15 protein-coding genes and 6 pseudogenes are annotated in these 21,492 nt (G+C 70.6%); 11 read left to right on the top strand and 10 right to left on the bottom strand.

Going from position 1 to position 21,492, the window contains the following annotated elements; all coding sequences use genetic code 11:
- Positions 1-118: 118 nt before the first annotated feature.
- The gene (locus tag H3H54_RS09335) at positions 119-1,606 is read left to right on the top strand and encodes an HNH endonuclease signature motif containing protein (RefSeq protein WP_262423687.1); all 1,488 of its coding nucleotides are present in this window, start codon (positions 119-121) and stop codon (positions 1,604-1,606) included.
- Positions 1,607-1,619: 13 nt separating this feature from the next.
- Here H3H54_RS09335 and H3H54_RS09330 read toward each other — a convergent pair whose 3' ends face one another.
- Positions 1,620-2,123 carry a GNAT family N-acetyltransferase gene (locus H3H54_RS09330; RefSeq protein ID WP_262423686.1) on the bottom strand — a complete coding sequence of 168 codons (504 nt, stop codon included), beginning with the start codon at positions 2,121-2,123 and terminating at the stop codon, positions 1,620-1,622.
- 488 nt (positions 2,124-2,611) lie between these two features.
- On the opposite strand from H3H54_RS09330, the gene H3H54_RS09325 reads away from it, so the two are divergent.
- The 4 genes and pseudogenes from H3H54_RS09325 (at position 2,612) to H3H54_RS19575 (ending at position 8,241) form a co-directional block, all read left to right on the top strand.
- Entirely contained in the window at positions 2,612-3,004 is a 393-nt protein-coding gene (locus H3H54_RS09325) for a hypothetical protein (RefSeq protein WP_262423685.1), read from the top strand.
- Between the two features lie 82 nt (positions 3,005-3,086).
- A pseudogene (locus tag H3H54_RS09320) lies at positions 3,087-3,545 on the top strand (DNA polymerase Y family protein); the annotation flags it as partial.
- 467 nt (positions 3,546-4,012) lie between these two features.
- Positions 4,013-4,807 carry a hypothetical protein gene (locus H3H54_RS09315; RefSeq protein ID WP_262426539.1) on the top strand — a complete coding sequence of 265 codons (795 nt, stop codon included), beginning with the start codon at positions 4,013-4,015 and terminating at the stop codon, positions 4,805-4,807.
- Positions 4,808-4,819: 12 nt separating this feature from the next.
- Positions 4,820-8,241: pseudogene (locus H3H54_RS19575) on the top strand (error-prone DNA polymerase).
- A 1-nt stretch (position 8,242) separates the two neighbouring features.
- Here H3H54_RS19575 and H3H54_RS09305 read toward each other — a convergent pair.
- The 7 genes and pseudogenes from H3H54_RS09305 to H3H54_RS09275 form a co-directional block, all read right to left on the bottom strand.
- Positions 8,243-8,839: pseudogene (locus H3H54_RS09305) on the bottom strand (YhgE/Pip domain-containing protein); the annotation flags it as partial.
- Positions 8,840-9,009: 170 nt separating this feature from the next.
- A pseudogene (locus H3H54_RS09300) lies at positions 9,010-9,408 on the bottom strand (YhgE/Pip domain-containing protein); the annotation flags it as partial.
- Positions 9,409-9,952: 544 nt separating this feature from the next.
- A complete protein-coding gene (locus H3H54_RS09295) occupies positions 9,953-10,951 on the bottom strand; it encodes a YhgE/Pip domain-containing protein (protein ID WP_262423684.1) in 999 nt (332 codons plus the stop codon).
- Positions 10,948-11,187, bottom strand: a complete 240-nt coding sequence (locus H3H54_RS09290) for a hypothetical protein (RefSeq protein WP_262423683.1) — start codon at positions 11,185-11,187, stop codon at positions 10,948-10,950. Before H3H54_RS09290 ends, H3H54_RS09295 begins: the two co-directional genes overlap by 4 nt.
- The gene (locus tag H3H54_RS09285) at positions 11,184-12,296 is read right to left on the bottom strand and encodes an MMPL family transporter (protein ID WP_262426445.1); all 1,113 of its coding nucleotides are present in this window, start codon (positions 12,294-12,296) and stop codon (positions 11,184-11,186) included. Before H3H54_RS09285 ends, H3H54_RS09290 begins: the two co-directional genes overlap by 4 nt.
- Positions 12,196-13,305 (bottom strand): MMPL family transporter, encoded by a 1,110-nt coding sequence (locus tag H3H54_RS09280; protein ID WP_262423682.1) that lies wholly within the window; start codon positions 13,303-13,305, stop codon positions 12,196-12,198. Before H3H54_RS09280 ends, H3H54_RS09285 begins: the two co-directional genes overlap by 101 nt.
- 32 nt (positions 13,306-13,337) lie before the next feature.
- Positions 13,338-13,712 (bottom strand): hypothetical protein, encoded by a 375-nt coding sequence (locus tag H3H54_RS09275; protein WP_262423681.1) that lies wholly within the window; start codon positions 13,710-13,712, stop codon positions 13,338-13,340.
- 178 nt (positions 13,713-13,890) lie between these two features.
- On the opposite strand from H3H54_RS09275, the gene H3H54_RS09270 reads away from it, so the two are divergent.
- The 5 genes and pseudogenes from H3H54_RS09270 to H3H54_RS09250 all read left to right on the top strand — a co-directional run bounded on the left by H3H54_RS09270 (position 13,891) and on the right by H3H54_RS09250 (position 19,139).
- Positions 13,891-14,550: a TetR/AcrR family transcriptional regulator gene (locus H3H54_RS09270; RefSeq protein WP_262426351.1), complete on the top strand. Its 660-nt coding sequence runs from the start codon at positions 13,891-13,893 to the stop codon at positions 14,548-14,550.
- Between the two features lie 199 nt (positions 14,551-14,749).
- The gene (locus tag H3H54_RS09265; RefSeq protein ID WP_262426350.1) at positions 14,750-15,466 is read left to right on the top strand and encodes a GH25 family lysozyme; all 717 of its coding nucleotides are present in this window, start codon (positions 14,750-14,752) and stop codon (positions 15,464-15,466) included.
- Between the two features lie 33 nt (positions 15,467-15,499).
- Positions 15,500-16,269 (top strand): annotated as a pseudogene (locus H3H54_RS09260) (queuosine precursor transporter).
- Between the two features lie 93 nt (positions 16,270-16,362).
- On the top strand, positions 16,363-17,316 hold the full coding sequence (locus H3H54_RS09255; protein ID WP_262426349.1) for a CPBP family intramembrane glutamic endopeptidase: 954 nt from the start codon (positions 16,363-16,365) through the stop codon (positions 17,314-17,316).
- Positions 17,317-17,468: 152 nt separating this feature from the next.
- Positions 17,469-19,139 carry a multidrug effflux MFS transporter gene (locus H3H54_RS09250; RefSeq protein WP_262426348.1) on the top strand — a complete coding sequence of 557 codons (1,671 nt, stop codon included), beginning with the start codon at positions 17,469-17,471 and terminating at the stop codon, positions 19,137-19,139.
- 169 nt (positions 19,140-19,308) lie between these two features.
- Here H3H54_RS09250 and H3H54_RS09245 read toward each other — a convergent pair.
- Positions 19,309-19,877 (bottom strand): annotated as a pseudogene (locus tag H3H54_RS09245) (hypothetical protein).
- A gap of 97 nt (positions 19,878-19,974) precedes the next feature.
- Between H3H54_RS09245 and H3H54_RS09240 the strand changes: the two are divergent.
- Entirely contained in the window at positions 19,975-20,748 is a 774-nt protein-coding gene (locus H3H54_RS09240) for a hypothetical protein (RefSeq protein ID WP_262426346.1), read from the top strand.
- Here the strand turns inward: H3H54_RS09240 and H3H54_RS09235 are convergent.
- Positions 20,732-21,358 carry an HAD-IA family hydrolase gene (locus H3H54_RS09235; protein WP_262426345.1) on the bottom strand — a complete coding sequence of 209 codons (627 nt, stop codon included), beginning with the start codon at positions 21,356-21,358 and terminating at the stop codon, positions 20,732-20,734. The two genes, H3H54_RS09240 and H3H54_RS09235, sit on opposite strands and share 17 nt — an antisense overlap.
- Positions 21,359-21,492: the final 134 nt, after the last annotated feature.

Here is a 21,492-nt window from a genome sequence, read left to right as displayed (position 1 = left end):
AATGGGACGACGTTTATTCGACCTGGCGGCATTCTGCGATTCTGCCCCATGCGGGCAATCTGCAGCCATGTGATGGGAGGAGGTGTGTGCGATGGGTGAACTCCGCGAAAGTGCGAACGTGTCGTTCGATGAGGACGACAGCGACGGGAACTTCGCCCGGCAGAGCGTTTCCGGCGCCGTCGGGCCGGCGCTCGGGGCGACCGGCGACGCCACGCCTGAAGGGTCCCCGGACCCCACTCCCGCAGCGCCCGTGCTCCCGCCCCACCTGCAGCCGGTCCATGCCGCATCGATCGAGGAGAGCCGCCGGCTCGCCACCCGCTTCACCGCGCTCGCACCGTCTTTCCACGACTCGGAGGGCGAGGACTATGACGAGGACGTGGCCGAGGCCGAGCTGCTCTCCGTGGCGCTCGCCCTGCGCTGCACCCGCACCGTTGCGGACCGCATCCTCCACGATGCCCACATCGCAGTGACCCAGCTGCCGCGCACTCTGGTCCACCTGGACAGCGGGGAGTACCCCGCGGCATGGTTCGACCGCATCCTGCGCCGAACCCGCCACCTCACCGCGGGCCAGATGGGCTTCGTGGATGCCACCGCCTCACTGTGGCCCACGACCCTGACCACGGAGCAGTTCCACCAGCGGCTCTCCCGGCTCCTCGGTCGGCTGGAGTCCCAGCTGGAGACGCCCACGCACCTGACCCCGGAGGGGCGGCGCCGAGTGGAGCTGCTTAAGGACCGGGATGACGGGATCGGCTGCCTGCGAGTGACCGGCCCGGCCCCGGAGATCCTCGCTCTGGCCCAACGACTCGACGCCGCAGCCCGTGCCGTACAAGGCGAGCAGCGCCGCGCCCTCGAGGCGGGGGAGGTGCCGCCGATGGACCCGCGAGGCACCGTCGCCGAGACGGCGATGCCCGCCTCCCTCGCCCTCCTCCAGTACGACCTTCTGGGAGGTGCGGTTCTCGACACGGACGGGGTCCAGGTGCCGAAGCCCCGCTTCCGCCTCAACATCACCGTGCCCGTCATGACCCTGCTCGGCGGCTCCCAGGAGCCCGGCATGCTGGAGGGCACGATCCCGATCCCTGCGGCGATGGCGCGGGAGCTGGCCGGGCAGAGCGAGACCTGGTACCGAGTGCTCACAGATCCGTGCAGCGGCGTCTTCCTGCCGCTGCCCGCGCAGCGCTACGCTCCCACCCGCGCCATGCTCGAGCATCTGCGCCTGCGCAACACCACCTGCGCGGTCCCCGGCTGCACCCGGGCCACTTCCTGGGCCTCCGAGGTTGATCACATCGAGGAGTACGACCACGGGGACCCGGAGCGCGGCGGTCTCACCGACATCGAGAACCTGCACCTGCTGTGCTGGCAGCATCACCGCGCGAAGACCTCCGGCCTGCTCGATCCCACCCGCCTGCCGTGCACGCCCGGCCTCCCCGGACAGACCTCCTGGTCACTCCGGGACCGGGCACACGTGATCGTCCGCGACAACACCGACCTCGCCACCCCGGCCATGACCACGGAGCTCATGGACTCCTGGACCCGCTACCAGGCAGAACGCGAGGCGCGACAGCGAGCCCTCGAGCGACGGAAGAACCCTCCACCCCCGCCGTTCTGACCACTTGCATTCCTCAGCGGACCAGCCGTACTTCGGTGAGGTCGAGCGTCTCGTCGTGGAAACGAGCTCCGTCAGGAGTGAAGCCGTTGCGCTCGTAGAACCGCCGGGCGCGCGGATTGTCCTCGGCGACCCAGAGCTGGGCAGGGGTGCCGACCGGCAGGACCGCCTCGAGCAGGGCCTGACCGGCCCCGCTGCCGTGGTGCGCGGCCAGTACATAGAGCGAGTACAGCTCTCGATCGCGTACCGGAGCATGTGCGCCGACCTGCCGCCCGGAGCCAGCGATGGTGAACCCGACGATCAGCTCGCCGGACTCCGCCACCGTGACAGCAACGCCGCCCTCCAGCCATCGACGCCAGGTCTCTGCGCGCCGCTCGAGCGTGTCCGTCTCCCAGTGCGATGCCGGGAGCAGCGCGGAGTACGTCTGGACCCATGACGTGTGGTGCACGCTCGCACAGCCGTCGGCATCGCCCGGCACGGCTGGACGAAGCACGTGCGGAGCGCTGTGGAGCTGTGCCATCCGGCGATCCTGCCCCATCTGTCGGACCTCTCCGCAATGCTTCGCATGCATGTTCGAAGCCACAGCCTGGATACCTTGAGGCGCCCCCTCCGGGGCGTACAGTTCGAACCCCTGTTCGAGCATGTGTGCGAAGAGGCGTCCGGATCGGGAGGAGGACACATGGGGAGCACAGCCCTCCAGGTGGAGGATCGTGAGCAGCGCCTGTCCCGAGCCCGGGCCGCGCTGGGTGCGGCCGAGCGCTCCGCCGCCCGCTGGGGTGGGCGGATCGATCGCACCGCCCTGCAGCCGTCGGTGCAGTCCCTCCCGGACTCCGCCGACGACGGGCTCGGCACCCGGCTGCCGGTGCCGGGACCGCTGGCGACCCTGTTCCCGCGCGGCAGCCTGCGCGCCGGCAGCTCCGTGGCGATCGAGGGTGCCGCGACCACCTCTTTGCTGCTGTCCCTCGCTGTCGCCGCAGTGGGGAGGACTCCTGGTGTGCGATCGCCGGCATGCCCGACCTGGGCCTTCGCTCCGCCCTGGACGCCGGCCTGGACCCCTGCCGCCTCGCCCTCGCCCCGGCCGACGGAGACCAGCGCCCCCAGGTGCTCTCCGCTCTGGCCGACGGGGTGGGCGTGCTCGTGCTCGGCCCTGACCTGGACCTCGCCCCCGCACTCTGGCGCAGCCTGCTGAACCGGGCCCGCACCGCGGACACCCTGGTCCTCGCCGCCGCCCCGCCGCCGGGCCGATCGGACCTCACCCTGCGCGCGGTCACCCAGGGCTGGGCAGGGCTCGGGGCCGGCTCGGGGCGGCTGCGCAGGCGCCGCCTCGCGATCACCGCAGAAGGGCGGGGGTCGCCGGTCATCGCACTGCCGAGGTACTGCTGCCGCAGGTCAGCGGCATGATCTCGGATGCTCCGCAGCGCCCTGCGGTCCACGCGAGCGCGGAGCCCATGCGCCTGCTGCGACCGGTGAGGAGGGCTGGCTGATGAGCACGGCCACCCGCACCGTCGCCGTCACCGTTCCGGACTGGCCGCTGCTCGCGGCACTGGACCGCCACCAGCGCCGCACCGAGAGCGAGACTCAAGGTCAAGCTGAGGTTGAGGTTGAGGGTCCGTCCGTTCTCGATCCCGCCGCCGCTCCCGTGATCCTGCTCGATCAGCACCGCGTCACCCACGCCGGGGCCGCCGCACGGGAAGCGGGAGTGCTGCCGGGGATGAAGCGTCGCGCCGCTCGCGCCGCCTGTCCTGAGGCGCTCGTGCTGGAAGCGGACCGGGAGCATGAATCCGCCCTGTTCGAGCTGGTCGCCGCCGCGGTGGACACGATCGCCGCCGGGGTCGACGTGCTGCGCCCCGGAGTGCTGCTGATGTCGGCCCGCGGCCCTGCCCGCCATCAGGGCGGCGAAGAGCCGCTGGCCGAGAGGATCCTCGACGCGGTCGCCGAGCTCACCGGCTGGGACTGCGCGGTCGGCATCGCCGACGGCCCCTTCGCCGCCCTGCTCGCCTCCCCGCGCGGGCGGATCGTGCGTGAGGGCCGCAGTGCCGAGTACCTCGCCCCGCATCCGATCACGACGCTGCGCAGTGCACCCGTAGGCCCCGGCTGGGGGCATCGCGGCCAACCCTCGGCCACCCGCCCGGAGCGGCGGCTGGACCTCGCCGAGACCGTCGACCTGCTGCAGCGGCTCGGCATCGCCACGCTCGGGGACCTGGCCGCGCTCCCGTCGGCCGCAGTCGCCGACCGCTTCGGGCCCGACGTCGCGACCCTGCACCTGCTGGTCCGCGGCCAGGAGCCCACTCCGCCCGCGGCGCACCATCCCACCCAGCCGATCCTCGCCGAGACCACGCTGGAGACCCCGCTGGTGCGCACCGACCAGGCGGCCTTCATCGCCCGCCCCTGGCTGAGCAGCTGCACACGATGCTCGTCGCGAACGGACTGGTGTGCACCCGGCTGCGGATCGTGGCCCGCACCGAAGGCGGCGAGGAGATGGAGCGCACCTGGCGGCACGACGGAGCGCTCACCGTCGCAGACGTCGTGGACCGCATCCGCTGGCAGTGCGACGGCTGGATCACCCGCGCCCGACTGGGCGGCCCCGCAACCGGGGCGATCACCCGGATCGGCCTGCATCCGCTGCAGCTGGCCCCGGCGGGGGAGAACGCCCCCGCGCTGTGGGGCAGTGCCGGAGAGGCGGCCCAGCGCGCCTCCCGCGCCCTCGCCCGAGCCCAGGGGCTCGCCGGGGAGGACGCGGTGCAGGTCCCCGTCCTCACCGGCGGGCGGCTCCTCGCCGAGGAGATGGCCCTGGTGCCCTGGCGCAGCGAGAAGCCTGCCCGGCGCGACGGGCCCTGGCCGGGCTCCCTGCCACGCCCGACGCCCGCCACTGTGTTCCGGCAGCCTCCGTCGGTGCGTCTCGAGGATGCCTCCGGCCGGCCCGTCGTGGTCACCGCCCGCGGCCTGCTGAGCGCCGCGCCCGCCCGGCTGCTCATCGCCGCGCCCGGTCTCCCGGCGCTGCAGCGGGCGGGGCTGCGCGCGGGCTCCGGCTACCCGGTGCTCGGCCACGGCGCGCCCACCGTGATCGATGAGCGCTGGTGGGCACGGGACGGCCACCGGGCCGCGCGTCTGCAGCTGGTGGTGCGCGGCGCGAGCGCGGAAGAGACCGCGGTGCTCGCGCTGTCGAGGACGGGGGAGTGGACGGTGGAGGGGTTGTATGACTAGGGAGAGTCGTTGATGGCCCGCTGGTTCCTGGGGCCCCCGCGTGGAAGGACCTCGAGGCGATCCTCTCGGACCGTCCCGCCGAGCTGGTCTCCCCGCCGGTCGTCATCGAGCACACCGGACAGACCGCCGAGGACGCCTACCGGCCTGCCCGCACCGTCGACTACGCGGAGCTGCACGCCCACTCCCACTTCAGCTTCCTCGACGGCGCCTCGAGCCCCGAGGACATGGTCGAACAGGCCGCCCGGCTGGGGCTGGGGGCGATCACCCTGGTCGATCACGATGGCCTGCCCGGGGCGGTGCGCTTCGCCAAAGCTGCGGGGGAGGCGGGGATCGCCACCGTGTTCGGCGCCGAGCTGACCCTGGGCCTCGAACCCGGAGCACAGGCCGCGAGCACCACCCCGGTGATCTCCGCGCCCCGCGCCGGTGTCCCGGACCCGGAGGGGGAGCATCTGCTGGTGCTGGTGCGTGACACCGCCGGTTACCGGCAGCTCTCGGCCGCGATCGCCCGCGCCCACCTCGACAGCGGGCAGAAGGCCGCCCCGCGGTACCGGCTCGCAGAGCTCTCGCGCCTGGCCCGGGACGGGCACTGGCTGGTCCTCACCGGCTGCCGCAAGGGCGCCGTGACCCGCGCAGCGGCCCCGCACCTGGAGCTCGGGGACCTCGAAGCGGCAGCACATGCAGCAGCGGAGGCGATCGCCCGCCTGGTGGAGCTGTTCGGTCCCGGCAACGTCGCGGTCGAGCTGATCGCGGGTGGCGGGGGAGAGGCGGATGAGCTGCACGACGCCCTCGCCCAGGGCGCCCGCCTGGTGCGGGAGTCGCATGGTCTGGACGAGATCTCGCTGCCGCTGGTGGCGAGCACCAACGCCCACTACGCCCGCCCGGCGGACAAGCGTCTCGCAGACACCCACGCCGCCCTGCGCGCCGGGGTGCCGCTCGCCCAAGCCGATCCGTATCTCTCCTCCCGCCCCGCCCACCTGCGCAGCGGCGAGGAGATGGCCCAGCTGCTGCCCCGCTATCCGGGAGCGATCGCGCAGGCCGCGCGGCTGGGCCGGGACTGCGCTCTGGACCTGCGGCTGCTGGCCCCGGATCTGCCGCCCTTCCCGGTGCCGGCCGGGCACGACGAGGCCAGCTGGCTGGTGGAGCTGGTGGAGATCGAGGGCCGGGAGCGCTACGGGTCGCGGCCCGCGCCCGGGCGTCCCGAGCGGATCCCGGGGGCATGGGCACAGATCGACCACGAGCTGAAGGTCATCACCGATCTGAACTTCCCCGGCTACTTCCTCATCGTCCACGAGATCGTCGACTTCTGCGCCGAGGAGGGGATCCTCGCCCAGGGGCGCGGCTCCGCGGCCAACAGCGCCGTCTGCTACGCGCTGGGGATCACCGCGGTCGAGCCCGTCGGCCACGATCTGCTGTTCGAACGCTTCCTGGCTCCTGAGCGCGATGGGCCGCCGGACATCGACATCGACATCGCCTCCGACCGTCGCGAGGAGGTGATCCAGCACGTCTATGACCGCTACGGCCGGGAGAACGCCGCTCAGGTCGCCAACGTCATCACTTACCGGGCGAAGCTCGCCGTGCGTGATGCGGCCCGGGCACTCGGCTACGACACCGGCGCGCAGGACGCGTTCTCCAAGCGGATCGAGCGCTCCTTCTCCTCGCTGGCCGATGCCGATGTGCCCGAGGACGTCGTCGCCCTCGCCCACCAGCTGCGCGACGCCCCCGCCACCTCGGCATCCACTCCGGCGGGATGGTGCTGTGCGATCGGCCGGTGATCGAGGTGTGCCCGGTGCAGTGGGCCGCGATGGAGGACCGCTCCGTGCTGCAGTGGGACAAGGATGACTGCGCCGACGCAGGCCTGGTGAAGTTCGATCTGCTGGGCCTGGGGATGCTCACGGCGCTGGATCATGCGTTGCAGATCGTCGCTGAGCATCACGGTCAGCGCTTCGAGCTGCGCACTCTCCCGCAGGAGGACGAGGCGGTGTACGACATGCTGTGCGAGGGGGACAGCGTGGGCGTGTTCCAGGTGGAGTCCCGTGCCCAGATCTCCACGCTGCCCCGGCTGCGGCCCCGCTGCTTCTACGACCTGGTGGTCGAGGTGGCGCTGATCCGGCCCGGCCCCATCCAGGGCGGCTCCGTGCACCCCTACATCCGGCGCCGGAACAAGGAGGAGGAGGTCACCTTTCTCCATCCGCGCCTGGAGAAGTCCCTGGGCCGCACACTCGGCATCCCGCTGTTCCAGGAGCAGCTGATGCAGATGGTGGTCGACGTCGCCGACTTCACCCCCGCCCAGGCTGATCAGCTGCGCCGCGCGATGGGATCCAAGCGCTCCACCCAGAAGATGCTCGACCTCTCCGACGCCCTGTTCGAGGGGATGGCCCGCCACGGCATCGTGGGGAGGACGCCGACGCGGTCCACCGCAAGCTGCTGGCCTTCGCCAACTACGGCTTCCCCGAGTCCCACGCGTACTCCTTCGCGTACCTGGTGTACGCGAGCTCCTACCTGAAGTGCCACTACCCGGCGGCGTTCACCGCGGCGCTGCTGCGCTCCCAGCCGATGGGCTTCTATTCCCCGCAGTCGCTGGTCGCGGATGCCCGCCGGCACGGTGTGCTCACCCGCGGTCCGGATGTTCTGCGCAGCCGTTCCCGCACGGATCTGGAGACCGACGAGGACCACATCGGTTACCGGGTGGATCCGCCGCGCGAGCAGATCCAGGGGAGGCCGCGGCGGCCGGGCCCGCGATCCGGCTGGGCCTGGACCAGGTGCGCGGCATCAGCACGGAGACCGCCGAGCAGATCGTGGCTGAGCGGGAGCGGGGCGGGACGTTCGCCTCCGTCCCGGATCTGGCCCGACGGGTGCGGCTGACCGCCCGGCAGCTCGAGGCGCTGGCAACGGCCGGGGCGCTGGATGCGCTGGCGAGCTCGCGCCGGCAGGCGCTGTGGGCCGCGGGGGCCGCCGCCCAGGAATCCCCGGACACCCTGCCGCACCTCGCGATCGGGGCGCAGGCGCCGATGCTGCCGGGGATGAGCGACGCCGAGCTCGCGGCCGCTGATGCCTGGGCCACCGGCATCACCCTGGACGATCACCCGATGGCGCTGCTGCGCGAGGAGCTCACGGCCGACGGGGTGCTCTCGATCACCGGCACCCGTGAGGCGGAGGACTCCACCCGGATCCGGGTGGCCGGCGTGATCACCCACCGTCAGCGTCCGGCGACCGCCGGGAACGTGACCTTCCTCAGCCTCGAGGACGAGACCGGAATCCTCAACGTGGTCTGCTCCCAGGGTTTCTGGATCCGTCACCGGGCGCTGCTGCGCACCGCCCGCGCGATCGTGCTGCGCGGCATCGTGGAGAACCGCAGCGGTGCGGTGAACCTCGTCGCCGACGACGTCGCGTCCCTGGACCTGGTCGCAGCCGGCAGGTCCAGGGACTTCCAGTGACTCAGACCGCGGCCGGGACCGCCCCGCCGCCCACCCGCTCGGAGCGTCCAACGAGACGCGCCCGGCGAGAGGCCACCAGGGTCAGCACCAGCGACACCGCAGCCCACGCCACGATCGCCAGCAGGGTGCTCGAGGTGCTCACCAGAGAACCGCCGAGCGCCGCATGCACCAGGCCCTGGGTGACGATCGACAGCGGCATCAGCGAGCCGATCGACTGCAGCAGCTCGGGTGCGGTCTGCACCGGCACGATGCCCACCAACGTCACCACCTGCAGCACCATCAGCACGACCGAGGCGATCCGGCCGATGCGGTCACCCAGCACCGTCAGCAGCATCTGGTGCAGGGTCGCGAACATGAGCGCGCCGGCGAGAGCCACCGCCCCCACCGACAGCGGTGAGAGCGGGGAGATCCCGATGGCGGTCAGCACGGCCAGCACCGCCACGGCCTGCACCACAGCGATCAGCAGCGCCGGGGCCAGGGAGCGCAGCACCACCCGGGACATCGGCAGCGCCCGATCCAGCAGACGGCGGGACAGGGCCGGCAGCAGCAGGAAGGTGCCGAAGGCACCCAGCCACAGCGCGAGCCCGGTGACGAACGGGAAGGTCGCGGTGCTCGCACCGTTCGCCTCGTTCTGGCGCTCCGCCTCGGTGCCGACGGGGAGGAGGCCATCTCCGCCATCCTGGTGCGCTCCGCCTCGGAGTAGGAGGGCACTCCCTCGGCGCCCTCGCGCAGACCGCCCGCGAGCTCCTCGGTGCCCTCTGCCAGCTCGGTGGTGCCCTCGGCGAGCTCCTCGGTGCCGTCGGCGAGCTCCCCGGTGCCATCGGCCAGCTGCCGATTGCCCTCGGCGAGCTGGTCCGCGCCGGTGCCCAGCGCGTTCGCACCCTCGGCGAGCTGATCGGTGCCGTCGGCCAGCGCACCGGCGCCGTCGGCACTGGTCCGGGTGCCGGTGGCGAGCTGCTGCGCGCCCTCGGCGAGTCCATCCACGCCCTGGCCGTACTGGATCAGGCCCTCACGGAGGCCGCTGATCCCGCTGACCAGCTCGCCGGCGCCGTCGGCGCTGGCCTGGGCGCCGGTCGCGAGCTGCTCGGCGGAGGCGGTCAGGCCCGGGTTCTGCGCGGTGCCGTCCCCCTCGAAGGCCGTCTCGATGCCCTCGGCGTAGGCGACCATGCCCTGCGTGCCCTGGACCAACCCGGGCTGGCCCTCGGTGCCGTTGATGCCGTCGGCGATCTGCTGGACGCCGTCCGAGGCGGCCGAGGCGCCGTCGCCGACGCCCTGCGCGGTCGCCGTCAGGCCGGGGTTCTGGGCGGTGCCGTTACCGTTCACGACCGTGTCGAGACCGGAGGCGTATCCGTCCACACCGGCGACGTACTCGGTCATCCCGCCGGCCTGCTCGCAGAGCATCTGCGCCTGCTGATCATCGGGGTAGCGCTCGGCGAGCGCACACGCGGATTCCTGCATGCTCCCGGACAGCGCGGTCATGCCCGGCTCCTCCGCGGTGCCCGCACCGTCCACGAGCTGGTCGAGGCCGCCGGCGATCTCGCCGGTGGACTCTGAGTAGGCGACCACGCCCTCGGCGCCCTGGGCGAGGCCCGGCTCCTCTGCGGTGCCGGCCAGGCCATCGGCCGCCTGCTGGGCACCCTGGCCGAGCTCCTGGGTGCCCTCCGCGACGCTCTGCGCGGTGGGGACCAGGCCCGGGTTCTCGGCGGTGCCGTCACCGGAGACCGCGGTCCCGGCCTGGGCGACGCCGCCGGAGAACTGCTCGAGGCCGGTGGCGAGCTGCTCGGCTCCTGCCTCCAGGCCCGGGTTCTCCGGCGTGCCGTCGCCCTCGACCCCTTCGGCCAGGAGCGAGGCGCCGTCGAGCAGGCCCGGCTGGCCGTCGGTGCCGTTCAGGCCGTCCTGCAGCTGGAGCACGCCGCCGGCGAGCTTCGCTGCCGGTGGCGAGCTCATCGAGGCCGTCGGCGAGGGTGCGGGTGCCGTCGGCGGACTGCCAGGTGCCGTCGGCGAGGGTCCACACCCCACCGGAGAACTCCTCCGCGCCGTCGGCCGCATCCTGGGTGCCCTCGGCCAGGTCGCGGCTGCCCTGTGCGAGCTCCTGTGTGCCGTCGTCGAGTCCAGTGGTGCCCTCGGAGAGCTCCTCCGCACCGTCGGCGGCCTCGCGGAATCCGTCACCGAGGTCGTTGAAGCCCAGGTAGAGCCCATCGAGATACTGCTTGGCCATCGTCCCGCCGGTGGTGGAGGCCGAGGCCTCCGTCACCGCGGTGCCCACCAGGGCGTTGATCTGGCCGCTGGCATCGTTGGTGACGACCTCGAGGATCGCCTGGGTGGCTTCCGGGGTGCCGATGGAGGCGAGATCCTCCGAGAAGTTCTCCGGGATCACCACGACCGCGGAGTAGGAGCCGTCCTGCAGGCCCTCCTCGGCATCGTCCTGGCTGGTCAGCTGCCAGTCGAAACCGGTGGTCTCCGGGGCGTCCTGCCCTTCGACGGTGCCGGGCTGGGTGAGCGCCCCGGCGAGCAGACGGCCGAAGGGCACGGTCTGCACCTCGCCGTCGGCGTCCTCGATCTCGGCGCCCTTGTCGAGGTTCACGACCGCGGCGGGCACCGTGTCGAGGCGGTCCACACGACCGCTGAGCGCCCACATGCCCAGCGCGGCCACCAGCAGCGGCAGCACCAGGACCACGATCAGGGTGCGGGGATGCGTGAAGCGGCTCATGCGAGGGCTCCTTCGGGGGTCGAAGCGGTGGAGCGCTGGACGGACAGGGCGAGCAGCCGTCGCGGATCGCGCAGGCTCCTGGCCAGATGGCGTTCGGCGTCGACGGGGTTCTGGGCGCGTGAGCCCACGATCACGGTCGCGCCCTTCTCGAGCATCGCGTCGAGGCGCTCGATGAGGGTGTCGTCGCTGACGGTGGCGGCGTGCGCGAGATCCTCGATCTGCTCGAGCACGATCACCGAGCGACCGATACCGCGGCCGTCGATCTCGGCCAGACGCCGGGCCACCGGGGCGCCGGCACCGATCCAGTGGGCGCGGCCCTGGATCGCACCGAGGTCATCGGGTGCGAGCCGATCGTGGACGGCGAGGATGCCGGAGCTGGGGAGACCCGGCCCGCGGCCATCGCCAGGAAGGTCTCCCGGGCGGCGTCGTCGGGGGCGCGGACCACCAGCAGGGTGCCGGGGGCGACGGACCCGGTGAGCGGGCCGATGCTGCCGGCGACCCCCTGCAGCGGGGCGACGGTCTCCTCGAGGCGGAGGGCATGGGCGCCGTGCTCCTCGGTCCAGTGACGGTGCTCGAGCACACCGGCCAGGCCCTCGCCCTCGACGTCGACCGTGGGCAGCGCTCGGGACAGCCATCCCGGAAGCCACCAGGCGTGCCGGCCCAGCAGGGCGAGCACGGCCGGCACGAAGGTCATCCGCACCACGAAGGCGTCGACCAGCACGCCCACGGCGAGCGCGACCGCGATCGGCTGCAGCATGAACCAGCCGGAGGTCACGAAGCCGGCGAACACGGCGACCATGATCAGCGCGGCGGCGGTGACCACCGGCGCATTCGCGGTGAAGCCCCGCTCGATCGCTCCCCGGGCATCGCCGGTGTGCACGAACTCCTCGCGCATCCGGGAGACGAGGAAGACCTCGTAGTCCATCGCGAGCCCGAACAGCACACCCATCACCATGATCGGCATGAAGGAGACGACCGGGCCGTTGACGTCGACGAACAGAGGTCCGTTGAACCAGCCGTACTCGAACACCATCGAGGTCACGCCGAAGGCCGCCGCGACCGAGAAGAGATAGCCGACGGACGCCTTGAGCGGCACCCAGATCGAGCGGAACACCATGGCCAGCAGGATCAGGGAGAGCCCGACGACGAACAGCCCGAAGGGCAGCAGCGCATCGGAGAGCTTGTCGGTGACATCGATGCCGACGGCGGTGGCGCCGGTGACCGTGACGTCGGAGATCGACAGATCACGCTCCCAGCCCTCGGCGCTGTCGCGCAGCGCCGCCACCAGGTCCTTGGTGGACTGATCGGTGGGCCCGCCCTCGGGGATGACGACCACCACAGCCATATCGGCTCCCTGGTTGGGGGTCGCCATCTGGATCTCTCCTGACGTCGTCCAGGGCGGCGACGTCGCTCTCGAGCTCATCGACCACACCGAGCGGATCGGTGGTGTTGATGATGTCCGCAGTCACCAGGAGTGGACCGTTGTAGCCCGGACCGAACTCCTCGGCCACCACGTCATAGGTGTCGCGGGCGGCAGTGCCCTGCGGCTCGGTGCCCAGGTCCGGCAGGGCCAGCTCGAGGTCCTTGATCGGGATCGCGAGGGCGCCGACGCCGACGACCACGATCAGGATCGTCAGCGCGGGCACCTTGGTGACCAGGCGCACCCAGGTGCGGCCGATGCTGCGCGGGGGCGTCGCCTGCGGGTCGGGAGCGGGCAGGGCGCCGTCGTTCTCCGCCATCAGGCGGCGGATCCGGCGCGGGCGCAGGCGTTCACCGAGGATCCCCATGATCGCCGGGAGCATGGTGAGTGCGACCACCACGGACAGCGCGACGGTCGCGGCCGCGGCGACGCCCATCACGGTGAGGAAGGGGATGCCGGTGATGAACAGGCCGACCAGGGCGATGATCACGGTCATGCCGGCGAAGATCACGGCGCTTCCCGAGGTGGCCAGCGCCTTGCCGATCGATTCGTGCACGTCATCGCCCTGGCTGAGCTGGTCGCGGTGACGGGAGAGGATGAACAGCGCGTAGTCGATGCCGACGGCGAGGCCGAGCATCGCGCCGAGCGCCGTGGTGACCGAGGGGATGTCGATCCCGGCGGAGAGCGCGACGAGGGCGAGCATCGAGACGCCGACGCCCACGATCGCGGTGACGATCGGGATGAGGGCTGGCAGCAGGGACCGGAACACGATCGTGAGGATGATCAGCGCGACGACGACGCCGATGATCTCGCCGGCTCCGAAGGGGATGTCGGCGCTCTGGAGCACCTGTCCGCCGAGGTGCGCCTCCAGCACATCGGAGTTCGTCTCCGAGACCAGCTCGGTGATCTCGTCGACGGATCCGGCGGGGTACATCCCTGCCGGGAAGTCCATCTGGAACTGGCCGATCAGCGCGCTGTCGTCCTCGGCGCGGGTACCGGGGAGAGGTCGTCGAAGGGAGACGGAGCGACGGAGACGTGCTCGACCTCTCCAACCTCGGTCATGAGCGCGTCGATCTCGTCCTGGTGCTCGTCGACCGGGGAGCCATCCTCGGTCACGAAGACGATCTGGCCGGCGGTGCCGCCCATCTCGGGGAACCGGTTGGCCAGGGCGTCGATGCCTTCTTGACCCTCGGTGCCGGGGATCTCGATGTCGGTGGAGAAGGTGCCGGCGAGGCCGATGGCGAGGGCGCCGACGATCACGAGCAGCGCCAGCCAGGCCCCGACGATCTTCCAGCGGAGCGAGGCCATTCGCAGGCCGAGACGGTACAGGGACGAGGACACACGGCCTCCATGGCGAGCACGAGCAGGGGAGACGCCGGACCTCCCCACTCGAGACGCCCACGCATTCGATACACGAATGTATCGATGCGATAGTATCGGGCGATCTAGCGGGACATCAACGTCCGCTGAGTGCCGCGGAGTGAGAGTCATCCCACCCGCCCTTCCCCTCCGAGGAGCCATGACCGATCTGTTCGAGCCGCTGCCCGAGTCCACGGGCACCCGGCGCCGGGAGAACACTCGCACCAAGCTGGTGCGAGCGTCGCTCGAGGTCTTCGTGGAGAAGGGTGTCGATGGCGCGACGGTCGACGACCTCGTGAAGGCCGCAGGGTTCACCCGTGGGGCCTTCTACTCGAACTTCTCCACCAAGGAGGAAGTCTTCAGCGCACTGTTCGACGAGGTCACCGCGGAGCTGATCGCCATCGCGAACAGCGCGGTCGACTCCGCAGTCGCTCAGGGCACCCCTCAGGAGGGCCGGGAGGTTCCGGATCTCGACGATGCCGGCGTGATGCTCGCGGTGTTCGAGGGGATCCGACCTTTCGGGCGGCAGTGGTACCTGCTCTACTCCGACGCGATCGCGCGTTCTCTGCGCGACGAGCAGATGCGCGCCGAGCTCGCAGTCCAGCGCGAGCGGCTGCGCGACCAGATCGGTGCGCTGCTCACGATGCGCCTCGAGGCCTCCGGTGCCCGTGCACTGCTGGCCCCGGAGGATCTCGCGCAGCTGCTGATCGGCATCTTCATCGATCTCATGCTGCGTGAGCACATGGAGGAGCGGGACGTGACCGAGCTCGCCGCGACCACCATCCTGGGCACCCTGCATGCCTTCATAGCGCCGCGCTGATCTGTCCGATTCGTCGAGACACGCCTGGTTCGCGCAGCCCGTGGACAGCGAGGGGTGGCGGGGGCGTACGGTGGTCCAGGTGTGACGGCCGTCGCACCGCGCTTCCCCTCTTCCCCAGGAGACGCCATGTCGTCGTACCGCCCCCGCCATCTCGCACCTCCTCCCGCCGCCTCTGGAACCTCCCGCCGCTCCGTCCTGCGTGGGGTGTGCTCGGCGCCGCCGCGCTCAGCACCGGCACCGCCGCTCTCGCCGCCCCGTCCGCGAACGCCGCGGGCATCCACGGCCAGGATGTCTCCGGCTGGCAGGGGAGGTCGACTGGGCTGCGCAGGCCGAGCTCGGTTCCCGGTTCGCGTACGTCAAGGCCACCGAGGGCCGCACCTATCGCAGCCCCGACTTCGATCATCAGTACCTCGGTGCGGGTGGCGCAGGCCTGGCGCGCGGCGGATACCACTTCGCGCGCCCCGACTCCGGCGACCCGGCGGAGCAGGCCGATTTCTTCCTCAACAACGGCGGCGGCTGGAGCGAGGACGGCATCACCCTGCCCGGCATGCTCGACCTCGAGGGCTACAGCGGCATCCCGCGCAACTACGGACTCAGCCAGCAGGAGATGCGCGACTGGATCATGGGCTTCTCCGACCATTACCGCGAGCAGACCGGTCGTCGGCCGGTCCTGTACACGAACCTGCACTGGTGGAACGACGTGGTGGGGGACTGGACCCCGGTGAACTCCCCGCTCTTCCTCGCCTCCTACAGCAGCGAGCCTCCCACCACTCTGCCGGGCCGCTGGTGGGGCTGGGAGATGTGGCAGTACTCGGACTCCGGCCCCTTCGCTGGCGACTCGAACCTCTGGCACGGCAGCGAGGAGCAGTTCGCGCGCTTCGTCGGCGAGTACGACTACGGCGCCGACGGCATCTGAACGCACCACCGGCCGGCTGTGTACCCTGCCTCGGTGACTTCAGAACAGAACCCCACTCCCACCGCTGAGCAGTCTGGACGCCCGGTCGGCGCCGTCTACGCCGACCGGGGCAGCTCTCACTTCGACATCCTCCTCGCCGCCATGGTCACCGTGGTGGTGCTGTCGGGGATCGGCGCCGCCAAGGGCGTCAGCTTCGGGACAGTCCCCGGCACCGGCTTCGAGATCATCACCGATGGCGGCTTCTTCCTCTTCCCCCTCGCCTATGTGCTCGGCGACATCATCACCGAGCTGTACGGTGCCCGCAGTGCCCGCCGCGCGATCCTGACCTCCTTCGCCGTCAGCATCCTGGCCTCGATCAGCTATCAGGTGACATCATCGCGCTGCCGCCGTTCCCCGACGAGTACGGCCTCGCCAAGCAGGAAGCGCTCGAGCTCGCACTCGGCCCGGTCTGGATCGTGGTGCTCGCGGGCCTGGCCGGCTTCCTCGTCGGTCAAAGCCTGAACTCCTTCGTCGTCACGCGCATGAAGCGCCGGATGGGGGAGAGGGGCCTGATCGCTCGCCTGTTCACCTCGTCCGGACTCGGCGAGCTGGTGGACACCATCATCTTCTGCTCGATCGCCTCCGTCGCGATCGGGATCACCACCATCGAGCAGTGGGCCGAATACACGATCCTCGGCGTCCTCTACAAGGTGCTCGTCCAGTACGCGATGATCCCGGTGACCTCCGCCGTGATCCGCTGGATGAAGCGCACAGACGCCAGCTACCAGCGTCGGCTCGCCGAGGTGCAGCGCACCGACGGATGACGCAGGGAAGTCGCCGGACGCCCCGACGAAGGTCGAACAGGCGCTGACCGATCCGTGCATGTGCGCTGCGGCACCGGCGGGGGGGGTGGACCCATGGATACGACGATTCCCCACTCCTCCCCTCCGCCGACCGTCGACCCCCTCGAGACCGCTGGCGCCCAGAACCCGGCACCTGCCCAGGCCGTGGACGACACCCGCTTCTTCGGCACGCACCTGCGGATGCGCTGGTGGAAGCCGCTGGTGATCATCCCGGTGCTGCTCATCGCTATGTTCGTGCTGCAGATCCTGTTCACCCTCATCGTGATCCTGGTGGAGCAGGCAGCCTTCGGGCGGGACCCGATGGACATGACGATCTCCCCGCTGATGATGGTGGCGATCAACCTCAGCCTCGCCGCGATGGGACCGCTGGCCGTGCTCCTGACCGCGCTGATCGGTCGGGTGCCGTGGCGTTCCCTGCTGGCCTCCCCGCGACGGATGAGCCTGCGGCGCTGGGGCGTGTACTTCGGCGCCTTCTCCCTGCTGGTCCTCGTCGCGCTGGGGCTGTCCGCGCTGGTCGCGCCCGAGGCAGCAGGCCTGAAGAGCTTCGCCATCACCGGCACGACCGTCGGCCTGGTGCTGGTGGCGCTGCTGACCACTCCGCTGCAGGCTGCAGGGGAGGAGCTGCTGTTCCGCGGCGCGGTGATGCCCGCCGTGGCCAGCTGGGTCCGCGCCGCCAAGCCCGCCCTGATCGTCGGCATGATCGGCTCGAGCGTCATGTTCGGCCTGGTGCACATGTCGATCGATCCGTGGCTGCTGACCTACTACACCGCCTTCGGTCTCTGCATGGCGGCGATGGCCGTGATCAGTCGCGGGCTCGAGGCCCCGATCGCCTTCCACGTCGCCAACAACGTGATCATGATGGTGGCCGCCGCGCTGTTCGCCGGAGGCCAGGGGATCGAGATCGACCGCTCCGTCGGGATGGGCGGACCGTTCATGCTCCTGTTCATCGCGGTGGACCTGGCCGCCGTGGGCATCGTGTGGATGTACGAACGCCGTCAGCGCTCCTGAGATGACCTGAGGCCCGCAGCCTCGGCAAGACCCCTTCACTGTCAGCTGCGGGCAGACATAGGATGAGAGCTTCGAGCCGGGCGAGATCCCTGGAGGGATCCGCGCGGCTCGACGCATGCCCATTCCGTTCCGCGCCGCCAGGAAGGCCCGCAGTGTCCCGCGCCGACGACACCTCGAACGAGGAGCCGACCCCCACCGTGACCGGTGGCATCCCCACCATCACCGGGGCGATCCCCACCATCACCGGTTCGATCCCCGTGCTCGAGGACCCAGCGGACCACGAGTTCGCCCAGCGGCCCACCGAAGAGGAGCTGCGCCGCACCCGCGGCAAGGTCACCGCCATGGTGATCGTGGTGCTGACCACGCTCAGCGCGATCGGCCCGCTCGCGACGGACATGTACATCCCCGCGTTCCCGGAGGTCGCCGCGGAGCTGGGGACGACCGCCTCGCGGATGCAGCTGACCCTCACCGCCTTCTTCCTGGGCACCGCGAGCGGACAGGTGGTCGCCGGACCGCTCTCGGACCGGATCGGCCGCCGCGCCCCGCTGCTGCTCGGGATCATCCTGTGCCTGCTCGCCTCCGTGGGCTGCGCCTTTGCCCCGAGCGCCGAGGTCCTGCTGGGAGTGCGGGTGCTGCAGGGCATCGGCGGAGGGTTCGGGATGGTGCTGGGACGGGCCGTGCTGATCGACATGACCGACGGCCCTGAGCTGTTCCGGATCATGAACATCATGCAGGGCGTGGGCGGTGTCGCCCCGATCGTCGCTCCGCTGCTGGGCGGGCTCATCCTGGTGTTCGGTCAGTGGCAGGAGATCTTCCTGGCGATCGCTGTGATGTCGCTGATCTCGCTGATCGGCGTGCTGTTCCTGATCCCGGAGTCCCTGCCCGTCTCACGTCGCCATTCGGGCGGGTTCCGCACCTTCCTGCGGAACGTGCGCACACTCCTGCGGCGACGGATCTTCGTCGCATACATGCTGGTCAACGCGTTCTCCGCATTCGCGCTGATGGCGTACGTGTCCGCCTCCTCCTTCGTGGTCCAGGAGATGCTCGGCTTCACCTCGACCGAGTACTCGGTGAGCTTCGCGATCAACTCGGTGGGCATGATGACGCTGTCGCTGCTGTCCGCCCGGCTGACCCGCACCATCCATCCCCGCAAGCTCATCCGGGTGGGGCTGGCCGTCGTATCGCTCGCGAGCTTCTCGCTGCTGATCGGGAGCCTGTTCCTCGATACCCCGGCATGGATCGTGCTGCCGGCGTTCTTCTTCACCGTCGCGCCGCAGGGCATGATCTTCGGCAACGGCGGAGCGCTGGCCTCGGACCAGGCGCGGGAGTTCGCGGGCACCGGCTCTGCGATGCTGGGGCTTGGCTTCTCCTTCTCCGCCTCGATCGCGGCGCCGCTGGTCGGGATCGCCGGCACCCATTCCGCGCTGCCGATGGCGATCGCGATGGTGGTGGGATCGATGCTCTCGGTGACCTTCTTCGTGCTCGCGGGCCGGGGAGCAGCACCGCCAATCCCCATACCGGCGTGGTCTGACGGGCGACGGGGATACCGAGACAGCGTACGCGAGGCTGTGACCTGCAGGAACGTTACGTTAGTGGAGGTCAGGGGACTTTTTGGTGCCTGTCAGGGGAGCGGCGCGACTGGACCGTTCCGGTGCGGCTGGGGCCGTGAGGCGGCTGCGGAGACGTCGTGTGAGGGCGTTGGTCGAGCTGGCCGACCTGGCCTACGCCCGTCACGTCCTGCCGCGGTGAGGGCGAGATCGTCGGGGCCGGCTTGTCGATGCCTGTGTTGCGGATGCCTGTGTGCGTCGTCTGGTCGCGTGTGAGAACGGCGCTGGGCTCTGTGCGGCGTGCTGGTGGGGCTCGACAGTCCCGACAGTGTCGATCAGGGCCCCAGCTGCGTCTGAACAGCCCTCTCGATACGCCGCCGATAATGTACGTTATGTAAAGTGGGACTGGAGGTCGGCAGGGACTGCTCTACGAGCTGTGCTCCCCTCAGAGTGCTGCCACGACCGCGCTGTCGCCGTCCCAGGTCGCGCGCAGGCGCACCACGCCGTCCAGATCGCCGAGCGTGCGCGCGATGGTGAACGGCGTGCCGTCCAGCAGCTCGTCGCCGGTGGGCGGCTCCTCACCCTCATCGACCTCGAGGCTCAGCGTCACGCTCTTCGGCAGCGTCTCGCTCAGTGCTCCATCCTCGTCATAGATCTCGAGCGCCGCCTGCTGCTGCTCCCCACAGATCGCGCGCCGGAAGCAGTCCAGCGCGGTCTCATCGGCCAGACCGTCGTACACGAAGCGATCGCCGAGCACCGAATGCTGCATGGTGGCCAGCAGATACGCCTCGGCATCCTCGACGGGAGCAGGACGATACGAGAGCGGCAGATGGTAGATCGTCTCCCCACGCGCACCAGATGGCACTCCACACCGACCTCGCCGGCAGGATCATCGAAGCGGTACGCGCCGAGCAGCTCGAGCTCACCGGACTCTCCCCAGGAACGCCCGGACAGGAAGTCACGCAGGATCTCGGTCTTGGAGGGGCTGAGCTCGGCTCGGTAGATGATCGCCATACCTCCCACGGTAGTGCCCTGCTCCCCCGCGACACGCATGAGAGCGTCCACATCGTGGATTCACCTCGATCTCACCGAGTGTTCATAGACTCCGGATATGTCCACCTCGTCGCCCGCACCCGCGGACTTCAGACCGTTGGCCCAGCACCGGGCAGCTCTCAGCCTGATCGTGGTCGCCGTGATGATCATCGTCATCTCGCTGGTGTTCCTGCTGGCGCATCAACGCACCACCGGGCTGCTATCGCAGAACCTGCATACCGTGTTCTGGTACTTCGACGTGGGTCGCGAGTACAACATGGCGACCTGGTACAACTCGGGGCTGTGGCTGCTGATGGGCGTGGTGGCGGCGGTCATCGCGTGCTCTCGTCCGGTCCGGCGCGGAGCATGGTGGCTGGTGGCGGCCATCGCCCTGTTCGCCTCTGTGGACGAATACCTCGAGGTGCATGAGCGGCTCGACCTCCCGGCGGACCGCCTGCTCGAGCACCTGCCCTTCGACCTCGGGTTCTCGTGGGTGCTGTTCGGGGCACCGATCGCACTGGTCATCGGGCTGCTGCTGCTCCGCCTCGTCCTCGACCTGCCGGCACGAGTCCGCAACGGGCTGATCTTCGGCGCGGCGCTCTTCCTGCTCGGCGCGATCGGCGTCGAAAGCGTGAACGGGATGGTCCTCGCCGGCAACGACCACATCGTGAACAACGCCTTCATCTACGGGACGATGCTCGAGGAGCTGCTGGAGATGAGCGGCGTCGCGATCGCCTTCGCTTCCATGCTCGGACTGTTCCAGCGTGACGCGCACCGTGGGGTGCTTCGCCTGGATCCTGCGGTGCTGTCGACTCCCACCGGAGGCTCCCGGCCAGTCACTCACGTCGGCTGAGCCGTGCGCCGAGCGCGGGCAGCGACGTCACCCGCTCTGCGTCCCCGGCTGCCAGTTCGACGCCAGCGGTCTCCAGCAGCACTCCAGGCACTCCGGCGGCGCGGGCTGCGGCGATGTCGGCGGGCCGGTCCCCCACCGCGAGGCAGTCCTCCGGCGCGAGCGAATGCCGCTCGAGGAGAGCCAGCACCATCGCCGGATCGGGTTTGCGCGCGAAGCCATCAGGCGCGCAGACCATGTCGTCGATCGGCAGCTCCAGAACTTCGAGCAGCGCAGCAGCGCTCCCCCGCTCTCGATGAGTCGCCACCAGGTTCAGCCCGCCGGCCCCGTGCACGGCCTCGAGCAGGTCCCGGGCTCCCTCCATCGCCGCCGGCGGATGCTCCTGCCAGTGCAGCTTCGTCGCCTCGTAAGCGGCGCGCAGACGGTGCTCTGCCACCTGGTGCCGCGCGGCAAGGGTGCTGATGGCGCGGGAGCTCGAGATCCGGGTCAGCTGCGCCACCTCGTGCAGCAGCTGCTCATCGGGCTGCGGATCGAGCGCCGAGGCGAGGGCCCGATCCACATCGGGATAGGTGTCGATCAGCGTTCCGCCGAGGTCCCAGATCACTGCGCGCATCGGACCAGTCTGCCAGCGCCGCATTCGTGGCGCTGCTCACGTGAGACCGACAGCCGGGCTGGAATAGGTCCGGGTCCCGCCACGTTGTAGGAGTCGTCACCCGCGCCGCTGTCCCGCGGCCCGTCGCCCTGGAG

The sequence above is a fragment of the Brachybacterium sp. Z12 genome (genome assembly GCF_014400405.1).
Lineage (GTDB): Bacteria > Actinomycetota > Actinomycetes > Actinomycetales > Dermabacteraceae > Brachybacterium.
Note: the sequence above shows the minus strand (reverse complement) of the source record. Positions and strands in the feature narration are given on the sequence as shown.